Source organism: Marinomonas sp. SBI8L (assembly GCF_001624705.1).
GTDB lineage: Bacteria > Pseudomonadota > Gammaproteobacteria > Pseudomonadales > Marinomonadaceae > Marinomonas.
Genome location: NZ_JSEO01000017.1, coordinates 84,101 through 97,155, shown reverse-complemented (window position 1 = coordinate 97,155; position 13,055 = coordinate 84,101). Strand labels below are relative to the sequence as shown.

At 39.4% G+C, this 13,055-nt stretch carries 8 protein-coding genes; 6 read left to right on the top strand and 2 right to left on the bottom strand.

Going from position 1 to position 13,055, the window contains the following annotated elements; all coding sequences use genetic code 11:
- Positions 1-86 precede the first annotated feature (86 nt).
- Together OA91_RS21120 and OA91_RS21115 are read left to right on the top strand one after the other, a co-directional pair.
- Positions 87-710 carry a hypothetical protein gene (locus OA91_RS21120; RefSeq protein ID WP_063339733.1) on the top strand — a complete coding sequence of 208 codons (624 nt, stop codon included), beginning with the start codon at positions 87-89 and terminating at the stop codon, positions 708-710.
- A 331-nt stretch (positions 711-1,041) separates the two neighbouring features.
- Positions 1,042-5,982 carry a hypothetical protein gene (locus OA91_RS21115; protein ID WP_063339732.1) on the top strand — a complete coding sequence of 1,647 codons (4,941 nt, stop codon included), beginning with the start codon at positions 1,042-1,044 and terminating at the stop codon, positions 5,980-5,982.
- Between the two features lie 354 nt (positions 5,983-6,336).
- On the opposite strand, the gene OA91_RS21110 is transcribed toward OA91_RS21115, so the two are convergent.
- A complete protein-coding gene (locus OA91_RS21110) occupies positions 6,337-6,573 on the bottom strand; it encodes a hypothetical protein (RefSeq protein ID WP_063339731.1) in 237 nt (78 codons plus the stop codon).
- Positions 6,574-6,702: 129 nt separating this feature from the next.
- Entirely contained in the window at positions 6,703-7,833 is a 1,131-nt protein-coding gene (locus OA91_RS21105; protein WP_063339760.1) for an NAD(P)/FAD-dependent oxidoreductase, read from the bottom strand.
- A 666-nt stretch (positions 7,834-8,499) separates the two neighbouring features.
- Here OA91_RS21105 and OA91_RS21100 point away from each other — a divergent pair.
- The 4 genes from OA91_RS21100 (at position 8,500) to OA91_RS21085 (ending at position 13,055) form a co-directional block, all read left to right on the top strand.
- Positions 8,500-9,087 (top strand): hypothetical protein, encoded by a 588-nt coding sequence (locus OA91_RS21100; protein ID WP_046019179.1) that lies wholly within the window; start codon positions 8,500-8,502, stop codon positions 9,085-9,087.
- A gap of 115 nt (positions 9,088-9,202) precedes the next feature.
- Positions 9,203-10,486: an imelysin family protein gene (locus OA91_RS21095; protein WP_046019180.1), complete on the top strand. Its 1,284-nt coding sequence runs from the start codon at positions 9,203-9,205 to the stop codon at positions 10,484-10,486.
- A gap of 85 nt (positions 10,487-10,571) precedes the next feature.
- Positions 10,572-11,981 (top strand): di-heme oxidoreductase family protein, encoded by a 1,410-nt coding sequence (locus OA91_RS21090; RefSeq protein WP_063339730.1) that lies wholly within the window; start codon positions 10,572-10,574, stop codon positions 11,979-11,981.
- Positions 11,982-13,055: an imelysin family protein gene (locus tag OA91_RS21085; RefSeq protein ID WP_063339729.1), complete on the top strand. Its 1,074-nt coding sequence runs from the start codon at positions 11,982-11,984 to the stop codon at positions 13,053-13,055.

The following is a 13,055-nucleotide window of genomic DNA, read 5'->3' as shown; positions in this document are numbered from 1 at the left end:
AATTTTTTAAATCTCACTATTACTGCGAGGGAAATAAATAAACCTCTCATTTCTTAATCAAATGTTAAATGTGATTGGAGTAATATATGAGCCTTGAAGTAAAACTAGATAAAACGATGGAGCGTCTCGAACAGCTAATGGCTGGCGGCGCAAAACAAACTGGCGGTCAAGATGGAGAACTTGGCGATTGGAAAAATATGTCGGATAAGGAAGCGGCTCAGATCATTTCTGATTACCGTAACAAACTCGATACAGCCAAGGAAGCAGGTGTAGGCGCTAATAACCATATTTCGACTGGTAAAAATAGTGATATGAGCACTATTATTGAAGACGAAAATCAACCGATGAAACTACGTCAAGCCTTGATGAAATACGAAAATGATCCTTCATTTGCTCATCAGCTCAATGGCAGCAACAGCAAAGGCGACGCGAAAGGTCTAACTTTTGATGAAATTGACCAAAACATTGGTAAATTCGATAACCAAAACCTAGGTGGAGCAGATGCTACTGGAGGCGCTGGTGCGGCAACGGGTGTAGACAAACCGAAACCTAATAATGCCTATGAGCGCATCAATGAAAACAAGGATGATCAAAGCGGTAAAGCTGAAGGAAAAGAAGGTGAGAAAGGCGGTGGCATCATGGAAAAAATGATGGAAATGTTCATGCAGATGATGCAGGTTATGATGCAAATGATGATGATGAAAAAATAACTTTTTTGTCATAGGCTTAAGGAAGGTGGCACCTAGTTGCTGCCTTCCATCCTGCTTATATCAATACTTTGAAAATGATCTCTCAATTGGTATCTATACCTTTCTAAGAAGATGCTCTCACCTCTACCCTAATCTCTAATTTCACCATGCTTCTACACCAGTTCTCGAGTAAATAGCGTAAGCAGCTTAATCACAATCTACATCGAGCTTTGAGTTTGAAACGAATTAATTATTAATTTTTTGAACTTAACGAGTTCAGGTGTCACTCATTTTTTGTTCGAAGTCGCTTTTATTCAAAAAGACAAAACTGTAATGGAATTAAGGATAATATATGGGTGTCTCTTCTGTTGAAAATCAGGCTAATACTTCTCAGCACACAAACATTGGGTTAGCTGAAACTAATCGTGCACAAGGAACACTTTCACAATCAGTTAACTCTCAAGGCCAGAGTCAAGTTCAAGCAGAAATTGAAGCAGACCCCGCCCAAGAGGCCCAGCGTCACCAACATAAGCTTGCTTCTAGTAAAGATGATTTGGACTTACCTAAAACCACTGGTGCTGCTCTACATACACAAAGTAAAGACGATTCACATATCGCCAGAAACCCAACTATCGGTGCTTTACAGAGTGCTGGTGTTGATATTAAGAATTACACAGATACTTTGTTGGACTCACCGCAACTGTTTGAAGCTTTGAAAGTCAGAGGCTTGCTTTTACTGAATGAGAGCTCAGGTTCAACACAAAAAGAAATCCATGCTAAAAAATCAGAAGTTCAAACTCTAGTCGATGACCTAAATAATAAGCTACAAGAGAATAAACCTCTTGTTCCCAGTACGAACTTAAATAACGCTGCTCAGCTAGCCGTAAAAATGGATAAACTAGGAGAAGTAATCAAAAACCAAGGGCAGCAAAGTATTGGTTCAGAACTACAAGCAGATAGCAAAAAAATTAACCAAACCGATTTAACTGACAAAGAGAAAGTGGCGCAAACTGTTGAGTTGCTCAATAAAAATATTGCACTCTTACAAGACTTACCGAATGCGACTCCCCTCATTCAAAATACGGCTAAAGTACTTGAGTTACTTGTTGGTCACTTAGAGTCAGAACAAGCGCCAATAGAGACTGAAAAAAAACAAGAAAGTGACTTTAATGAATCAACTCGTTTGGTAAGAAGCCAATCACAGGGTGCTAATACTCCCAAAGACGAGCAACCAGAGCTAAGAAAGACGGCTTCCTCCATCGAGTCTAAATACAGTCAAACCAATACCCTAGAAAATACAGGCTCAGAAAGAAATTTATCTAGAAGCCAGTCGCAAGGGGAAAATGTTCCTAAGAATGAGCAAGCTGTACTAAGAAAGACAGCCTCCTCCATAGAAACAAAATACAGTCAAACCAAAGCGACAGAGAAATCAGAACCAGAAGCAAGTTTCGTTAGAAGCCAGTCACAGGGCGCGAATACCCCTAAAAATGAACAAGCTTCTTTACGAAAAGCAGCCTCGGAAGGTGGACAAGCGCCTACTGCCAATAACAAAGAAAATATAGCATCAGAAACCGTAAGTGCTCCCCAAGCAAAAGAAACAGAAGCGGTGAGAACTAAAGCAGCCATATCACCCACCAAGAGTCTGGATGATTCAAACTTACCTAATAAAGCCGATGACGTCGTTAAACAGGTCAACACCAAAGCATTAGAAGCAGCTGGACTGGATCCCAAAAATTACAGCCAAGACTTGCTCGAGTCACCACAGCTTTTTAATGCATTAAAAACCAACGACCTTTTATTTATCGAGGAAGATAAAAAAGCACAAGATAAAGCGAAGAAGGAGCTGGAAGGTAAGCAAGAAAAAGTGGATAGCATGATTGAAAGCTTTGCACTCGCCAAACCAATGTCTTCAAAAGTTAATTTGGATGATGTCCCCAAGTTACAGAAAATGATCCAAGTTATTGGTAAAGAATTACAAAACAGAGGCGCTAATAATCTAGGTACTCAATTAGCTGAAAAAAGTGCAGCGGTTACTGCTAATAAATCGATTAATTATGAAACCAAAGTAAAGCAATTAGCTGAATTGCTGAACGAAACAGCTGAGCAACTAAAGACGCAAAATTTACCAACGGGTCTCAAGGCCAAAGGGTTAGCTGATGGCGTGAAGAATTTAGCTGAGCTCTTAAGCCTACAACAAGAATCTGATCAAGCAAAAGAAGCGATTGATACGAAGAAGCAACAAGCTAAAAACTTAGTCAACGACCTTAATAAAAAAGCCGTTCAAGGTGAAGCGCTTGTGCCCAATGCGGACATGAATAATATTTCGCAACTCAAGGAAAAAATGGGACGACTTGCTGATGTTATCGAGCAGCGAGGCGCACAAAATATTGCTGAGAACTTACGCCAGAAAACCAGTGATATTACGAATGACGCATCATTAAAAGACAAAGAAAAAACGTCGAAAATCGGAGATTTAGTAAAAGAAACTGCAACTAAACTTCAAAGCACACCTGCTCGTGATATCGCTACAACTATCCAGCAGTTTGCTGATCAGATAAAGGGTGCTGATACACAAGATACAGTGAAAGATAAAAAAAATATCGTGGATGAAGACCTCGCTTTTTTAGATCCTGCGGGCTCAAAACGGTCTCAAAAGAAAACCCTAGCGGGCATTTTCAAACAAAAGGAGACGCTTGCGGCCGTGAGAGTAACAGCAGAACGAGGCAATGAAGTGGCAAGAAAAGGTGATGGTAAAGTCGATATGGCCAGCCAGACAGGGGCTGGCATTGGCGGTTTTTTTGGTATTAAAGGCGATTCACTAACGGGGAAGAAAGATACAACCGTTGCAGGTGTTGAAGTCGGTGGTGCTTACAATAGAAAACACACCCGTAGTTATAAAAATAATGATGAAGTATTACAACAGATTGCAGAGAATCCAAAGCAAGCAAAGAAAAATATCGCATCAGGCATCGTCAATCGAGCGCAATCCATACTCTCACGTACCAAAAATGATATGGACGGTGGTATCCGCACCCACATGAATGACTTACATCAAGCTGCAAATAAGCAAAACACAGTTCGAAATAGAACGGAACAGCTTAGCAATGACTTACAAAGATTAGGTGTTTTGAATGAGGGAGAAACGCTTCGATTACCTGATGGACAAAGTGCAGATCTAACTAAAGAAAAATTTTCTCATACTGGCGCGTTAAAAGGCAGTGCGGCCATGGGACGTAATTTTATTCCTGGAATGGGAGCTAGTGGCTCTGTCGCTGGTGAAGTAAAAGTTGATATTAGTAAGTCTTATGAGCCCAAAGTAGAACATTTATTAAAGAACGATGAAGCACGAGAAAAAGCCATAGAGAAGTATAAATTAGATGACATTGCCACTTTAAACAAAGAGCTTGAGGGACTTTCCCTGAATAACGCGGATAATTTGAATCGAAAAGCGCAAATCTTAGAAGAGGTAAAAGAGAAAATTATCGCCAATCTATCTGTTATGGATGATTATGAAACTGCCATTCGTGCAAAAGATACACAAGGCAAAGGTTCTTTACAGCAGAGGTTAATGGATCGACTTTCTACCTCAGATAAACCTCAAACTGCTCATCAACAAATAGAACAGCAGCAAGGTACAAAGGGACGTTCACAAACGCTAGATAAGTTACAAGTTCAGCATGCTGCATTAGTTAAAATATACAATGACCTAACTGAGGCAGCAGAATTAACACAAGTTAATGGAAAGGATAACTCTGAAAGCAAAAACAAAGTGCGTTTACCAGGGCTAACCTCAGACACACTTGATTCAGCTGATAACAAAAGGCGCCTTGATCAACTTGGTATCGATACCAGTAAGAATAAAGAACGTTTAGAAACACGTGAAAAAGAAGCCTTTGACACCATGTTAGAGCAAGTCAATAAAGATATACATAAACCTAATATCACGCTATCCGATAAAGCTAAAAAAGCGTTACATGTAGCGAAACAAGATCATACTCAGGATTTAACAGGAAAATTCAGTGCGAGCACCAATTTTGGAGGCTCGGGCGTTTCTATTGAGGGCTCCTATACTAAGCCTATTTTTGCGAAACCAGGTGAAACCGAATCAAGTATGGCATTTACACTGGCTGGTGAAGGCGTATTTGGAGCACCTTTGGCACGAGGTGTGCGCGATCGGATCGCGGAGGACTCAGGACAAGATATTTCAGATGAGACTTGGCATGAACTGACTGATATTTTAGCAGCTTCCGACATTAAACGGGCCTCTTTGGCAAGCGGTACTGGAGCGAAAGCATCTGCCAGTGTCAATGTTGAAATTAAGGATGGCCGCATTTCAACGATTAAACTGAATACGCAAACAACCCAGTCTGCTGGTGTGAGAATCCCGATTGGTCTTCCTCGGCTTGATTTTGGTGCTGTTGAACTGGGCGCTGAACAATCACAAACTACCCCTCAAAAAGTCATCATGGGATCAAACTCATTAGCAAATGTTAAAGAGCGCTTCAGTGAAATGAACAATAATAACAAGGGACATATCGACATTGACTCAGTTAAGAAAGGTGAGACAAGTAAGAAGGACGATTGGAATGTGATGGTTGAGGAGAATAAAACTCAACTTATGAAGATTGCCCAGCGATTCGCAGACCCTGATAGTGGACCAATTAAAGATTTAAATAAAGTCATTGATGAGCTTCATTTTCCGGCTTTACATGACGTTAATGCTACCGAGACGGATAAAAAGCAAACTTACTATGATGCTTATGGTACCGATGGCCCTGATGTATCAATTGACAATGGATCTGAAATTGCTGAACAAGCAGGTATAGAGTTAGAAAATAAGCTGGATCAACGTATTAAAGAAATTATGATTGCGATAAAAGAGTTTGCTAACCTTACCCCTGAAAAAACCGTCAATATGGATAAGCAGCTTGAGAATGTAAAAACAGAATTATCGATCTTTGATAAAGTAGAAAATAAATCACCAGAACTTGAAACTGCTCTCAAAAAGGTGAATAGCAATCTTGATGATTTGAGCAAAACGTCTGATTCTGAAGAGGTAAGTAAGAAACTAGGAGAGATTCAGGACACCCTAGACTCTTTAAAAGATATCTTCAGTGCAAAAAAACAACTGACAGCCAAGCGCGATGCGTTAGTTGAGAAAAGTAAAGAGCTTAATGCCTTAACAAGTCCTCAAGAAAGAGACGCTAAATTTACAGAAATTATGGACGAACTAAAAGCTTTCTATGTCCTTGAAAAAGACAAAGTAAGTAAACCAAGTTTAGACAGTCTATAACCTTACCTTTATTAGCCTCTATAACTTGCCACGCCCTGTGTTTCGACTATTCACTGGGCGTGATAAGCACCCACTTTTATCCACTAGGCACATCATCACAATTAATTTATAGCTAAATTACACTAAAAACCTCGATAACATGCTCTATCTATAGATGTTAATTAATTTATAAATTGATAATTACGATGTGTAGTTTTTAGAGTTGAATATTTTTTGAATGGGGAAGTACTAAGTTCGTAACGTTTAAAGGGGAAAGAAACCACAGGGCTGAAGCAAGCTCCGATACCCTGCAGTTTATCATTTATGGCCGAAGTAGCCAGTGACTCATAAATTTGTAGTCAAAGTGCTATTTGCTTAGAAAGAGAGGATATTTTTATCCAGCGCCTCTAAAGTTGACTCTGTTGCTGCTTCAGTAGCACCTGTAGTTGCGCCTGCAGCAGCACCCGCAGCGGCTCCTGCTGGGCCACCAGTTAAAAGCCCAGTGACAGCACCTTCAACTGCTCCTTCTACAGCACCACCAATGGTATCTTTAGCAATACCAACACCAGTCTCTACTACATTCTTTCCTATATCAATTGGGTTTAAATTCATTTTTATTTCCTTTGGTATATTAAATGAAGCTATAAAAACTATAGCGCTCTTTAATACGTAGTAATCATGCCCAATTAGTTCAAAATTTCTCGTACTCAAAGCTGAGTTCTATATTATCTCTGTTTGTTGTTAAACATATTGCGCAGCACAATAACCACTCGCCCAAGCCCATTGGAAGTTATATCCACCTAACCAACCTGTGACATCGAGGACTTCACCAATAAAAAATAAGCCTTTAACGTCTTTTGCTTCGAAGGTTTTTGAAGATACATAGTTTGTATCTACTCCACCTAATGTCACCTCAGCTGTGCGGTAGCCTTCTGTGCCGTTGGGCTTAATGACCCAGTTATGCAGTGTTTCGGCGATTTCTTCGAATGCTTGATTACCATATTCAGCCAAAACACCTTGCCACTTATGATCTTCAATTAGCATACTGGCCAAGCGTTTTGGTAATAGCTGGGATAGCACTTTATCAATTTGGCTTTTCGGGTTCTTTTCTCTCGCTTTTACCAATAATGAGTAGATAGACTCGGCAGGGTAAAGGTCGATTTTAAGTTCATCGCCCGGTAGCCAATGGTTAGATATCTGTAAAATGGCAGGGCCACTTAAACCTCTATGGGTAAATAGCATGGGTTCTGTGAAGCTTGTTTTATTGGCTGTTACAGACACATCACAGCTTACACCTGCTAAGGGTTCGAATTTCGCTTTCAAATCTGGTTGCAAGGTGACCGGCACTAAGCCTGCTCTTGTGGGCAACACTTCAAGACCAAACTGTTCTGCAATTTGATAGCCAAACCCAGTCGCTCCTTTAGAAGGGATTGAAAGCCCTCCTGTTGCGATCACTAAGGATTCGCAAATAAAGGTACCTTGGTTTGTTTCTACTTCTTTGCATTCACCCAAGTCTGTCACTTTAACAACCTTGGTGTTTAAAGAGATATTTACGCCTGCCCATTCGCATTCAGTCAACAAAATAGACAGTAGGTCTTTTGCGCTCTTTTGACAAAATAGCTGACCAGGTGCTTTTTCAACATACTCTAAGCCATGTCTATCCATTAGCTCTACAAAATTACTTGGCACATAGCGTTTTAAAGCCGATATAACAAAGTGAGGGTTCTGAGATAAGAAATGTTTAGGAGAAGCATCCATATTCGTAAAGTTACAGCGGCCTCCTCCTGACATGATAATTTTTTTACCTGCCATATTTGCATGGTCTATCAGTGTGACTGACCTACCACGATAAGCTGCATTTGCTGCACACATTAAACCTGATGCGCCTGCACCTATTATCAAAACATCTACTTTATTCAATTGCTGATCACCTAAATACTGAGGCAGGCATTATAGAGATTCGCTCATTTCAATGCAGCCCCACGCTATAAACAAATTAAATTTTTATTACAAAAAAGTTATCCACAGGCAAATTAAAAACAGAACTCAATCTCAAAATACAGATAAAACCCGTGCTGCAAGGTAAGTAAGGAAAGATTTGCTAACTTGGCTTAGCAGGATTTAGCATGAAATTATGCTCAAAAAAATTGCTTTCAATTCATGGAGTCACTTGACAATAATTCTGTCCACAAAATCCGTGAAAAAATCTGTGGGAATTACATTTTTTTCCTTATAAAACAAAATCTTAATAATTAATCGTGGTTAAAAAGGGTTTTCTTAAATTCAACTGTCAATATTTTTTAAGAAAAAAATTTTGCTCTTTTTGTGCTGTTTTTTTTCCGAATCTGTTTATTTAAACAGTAGTTTTTTTTCTTCAAATACCCATAGGTCAAGCTGTCACCTCATTTGCAAAATTAAATTTAAAAAAATTATATTTTTATTACAGAGTGTGTGGATATCTATAAAAATTGAGTCTTGACGAATAACCTGTTTATTTATACAGTACTGTACAAATAAACAGCTATCGAGATTGCAGATATGAAAAACTCATTATTAAAGCTAGGTCTATTCAATAATATCTACCTTATTCTTGTTCTCTTTTTATTAGCCGCCTATTCCCCTGTAAAAGATATGCTTAGTTGGACAGCTAAGCAGTTTGCAAATGAGAGCATCCAACTGGTAGACATCTCTTTTGGTAATCGCTTACCTTGGCAAGCCGAGAATAATAATTACACCTATGTAAATACCTCTAATAACCAACCAAGTTATACAGCTCAAGTCATACATACACGTATCAAGTTAAGTAACCCAAGTAACGAAAGTAAGTCCTTTAAAAAGATTTGGTTAACCTTTGAGCATGCCAATGGGGCAACCGAATATACAACTGACTACAGCTTATACAATATCGAGACACGCCAAAAATTAGTTGGAAGTACGGTTAAGTTAGCACCGAATACAGAATTAGAGTTGTTAGCCTCTTATCGATTTATCCCTAGCTATCCAACAAGTAAGCCTCAAAACTTAAAAGTTTCTTGGGAAAATGAATCGCATTTAAGAGAAAAAGGCTGTCTTTTAAACTTTGATGATTTGGCAATTAATGACTTTGGTCAATCTTGTTATAGATAAGCAAGCAATTGTTCTAAAAAACGAATTTAGTTCAATAATGCACTTGATAATGATTTTCATTTTAACTACGATACCTATTAAGTTAACTAAAATATTACTTAATTGGAGTTTTTAAATGAAACGTTTTGTTACACCGATTGCGGCATGTGTTGCTGCAACTTTACTTACTGCTTGTGGATCACAGGGCGTTCAGCCTAACAAAACAATCACAGCAAATGATGTTGTAATTAATTACTCTGATATTGCGCAAGCAATTTACACTGACTCTTTAACAACAGCTCAAACACTGAAAGTTGCTATTGATCAGTTTGTTGCAAACCCAACAGAAGCTAACTTGGCGAAAGCTCGTCAAGCTTGGATTGATTCACGTGTACCTTATCAGCAAAGTGAAGTTTACCGTTTCGGTAATGCTGTTGTTGATGATTGGGAAGGTAAAGTTAACGCTTGGCCTCTTGATGAAGGTCTGATTGACTATGTTGCAACTGATTATGGTACTGATTCAGATGTAAACCCTCTTTATACTGCAAACGTTGTTGCTTCTACCTCTTTGACAATTGCCGGCAAACAAGTAGATACAAGCGACATTACACCAGCTCTTCTACAAGAACTTCACGAAGCTGATGAAGTTGAAGCCAATGTTGCAACTGGTTACCACGCAATCGAATTCCTATTATGGGGACAAGATTTGAACGGTACCAACCCTGGTGCGGGTGAGCGCCCTGCTACTGATTACGATGTAAACAACTGTACTGGTGGTAATTGTGACCGACGTGCAGCTTACCTTGTTGCGGCAACTGATTTGCTAATCACAGATCTTGAAGAAATGGCTGCTAACTGGGGTGCTAACGGTGAAGCTCGTCAAGCAATCCTAGACCAAGGTGACAAGCAAGGCTTGGCAACAATCCTAACAGGTATGGGTAGCTTGGCTTACGGTGAACTTGGTGGTGAACGTACTAAGTTAGGCCTAATGCTACACGATCCAGAAGAAGAGCATGATTGCTTCTCTGACAACACTCACTACTCACACTTCTACGATGCAAAAGGCATTCAGAATGTTTACCTAGGTGAGTACCAACGTGTTGATGGTTCTTGGGTTAAAGGTGCTTCTCTATCCGCATTAGTTAGCGCGCAAGACTCTATTCTAGATGCTGAAATGAAAGGTAAACTAGAAAACACCCAAACTGCTGGTCAGGCTATGGTTGACGCTGCACAAGTAGGTCAAACATTTGACGTTCTAATCGGCATGGGTAACCAAGCTGGTAACCAGTTGGTACAAGATTTCGTTGACTCTCTAGTTGCTGAAACAAGAACAACTGAAGAAATCATTCGTCTATTAGATCTTGAAGATATTACTCTTGAAGGATCAGACAGTTTGGATAACCCAAGCGCTGTATTCTAAAAAGACTGAAAAAGAGGCAGCAATTTTTGCTGTCTCTTTTTACATATATAAAGATACGATACGATTTTAGTTACCTCATGAATTAATGCAGAGCCTAACATTGAACGCTTTATTCCATAATGCTGGAGCAAGTTTACTTGTTGCCAGTTTTTTTGCATTTTCGACTAGCTCAAATGCTGCCACCAGCAAAATTGATGCAAACGCATTCCAACAACCTTTTACAAGCCTTTCCGCTGAAGAGAAATTTAACCATAGCATTGGTAGATCACTATTCGAAAAGTTTTGGGTTGCATCACCCTCTTCAACCACTGCAAGTGATGGTTTAGGCCCTTTATACAATGCTCGCTCTTGTCACAGCTGCCATTTAAATAATGCCAAAGGTCATGCTCCAGCAAATCTACAAAGTGCGATAACAACGCCTTCATTCTTTGTCAGGCTCAAACGTTGGCCACGCCCTACTGGATTTGATCCCAAAACCGCGGTAACAGGAGACACTCGTTACGGTACTCAACTCCAAACATTATCAACCACTGAGCTGCCACCAGAAGCTGAGCTAATTGTTGAATATGAATATTCCACCCTTAATTTTAGCGATAACACGCCCATTGAGTTAAGGAAACCAAACTACTCTCTAAATAAATTAGGGTACGGCGAGTTTAATAAAGACACATCTTTATCTGGAAGGGTTTCTCCTGCTTTAACGGGTGTAGGTTTAATTGACGCTCTTGATGAAGAAACAATACTGGCTAATGAAGATATCCATGACGAAGATGGTGATGGCATTAGTGGTAGAGCAAATCGAGTTTGGGATAAGATCAACCAGACTTGGGCTGTAGGTAAGTTTGGCTGGAAAGCCACAGTCGCCACTTTATCTGAACAAAATCAAAGTGCTTTTAATGGTGATCTTGGGTTATCTACACCACTTGTTACTTCTCCTTATGGTGATTGTACGCAAGCCCAAACAGCCTGTTTGAATCTAGCTAACGGTAATAGCGAACATTTGGATAATCTTGAAGTAAGTAACCAAATAATGCTCTTAGTAAATAAGTTTTCTGCTCTTTCTGCCCCAAGCAAAATTAGAAACCTTTCTGACAAAAAATTCATGCAAGGTAAGTTAGTCTTTGACCAACTTAATTGTGCTGGTTGCCATACACCAAAAATGACAACAAGCAGTGAGACTGAATATAAGGTGCTTGCCAGCAAGACTTTTTATCCGTTTAGCGACTTCCTCTTACATGAAATGGGGCCAGACCTTGCAGATACAGGTAATGAGTTTAATGCCAATGGACAAGAATGGCGTACACCCCCTTTATGGGGAAATGCGCTTAATAAAATAACTTCAGGTAGAGAAAGTTATTTACATGATGGTCGAGCACGAAATTTAGTCGAAGCAATTGCTTGGCATGGCGGTGAAGCAAAGCAAAGCCAATTAGGCTTTTTACAATTAAATAAAACACAAAGAAACGACTTAATTTATTTTTTGGAATCCCTATAGATGAAAACATTGTTAAAGCTTCCTATTACACTCCTCTCTTTAAGTCTTCCTTTCGCTGTGAGCGCAGCGGATATGGAAAAACAAAGCCCTTGGCTAGATACCTTTAATGGTATTAACAAAGAGCTTATTTCACCAAATTATCTTGATTTCTCTCAATCTGCTGCGAAATTAAGTCGCAGTATCGAAGCATTTTGCCAACAACCAAATGCAGAGAAACTCTCTCATACTCAAACTGCCTTTGCAGATAACTTACAAGATTGGCAACAAGTACAATGGCTTAACTTTGGGCCTGTGACATTATTTATGCGCTATTATTCATTCGAATATTGGCCAGACAAAAAAGGCTTAACGCAAAGACAACTTACAAGCTTGATCAAAAATGATGTTGATACCTCAGATGAAAAGTTTTGGCGTTCTGCCAGTATTGCTGTTCGAGGTTTAACGGCCATAGAATCATTATTGTATCGCTCTCAATTTGACCCTATGAACAAACCTGAATATTGCCAATTACTTGTTCAAGTTGGCCAACACCATGAACAAAGTACCGACAGAATTTATCAAGAATGGCAAACAGGTCAATTGGCCGATTGGACTTTCTTTGATGAAGATGAAGTAGGTGATATTGTTTCACTTAGCCTTGAAAAAATGATTCAACAATGGCTTGAACACATGTCTATGGTGAAAGAGAGTAAAATTGAAACTCCTATAGGTTGGCGTGGTAAAGCCAATCTTAAATTAGCTGAGTTTTATCGCAGTGAGCAATCTCTTAATGCGATTAAGCAAAACATCACCTTATATAATGCCTTATATCACGCAGGAGAAAACTCTCTCTACCAAAAAGCATTAGCAACTGAACCTAAGCTTGCGAAGCAACTAGATGAGTCATTTAAACAAGCTCTAGTAGAGGCCAGTAAATTACCTGATGACTTTTATTCAGACTCCTTGGCTAAAAACACTAGAGTTGAGCTAGCTAAACCCGTCGTTTCTGCACTCTCTAAAGCTCAAAATGAATTGCTAAGTCTTGTTACTAAGCTTGGATTCCAGATTGGCTTTAATAGCCGCGACGGAGATTAA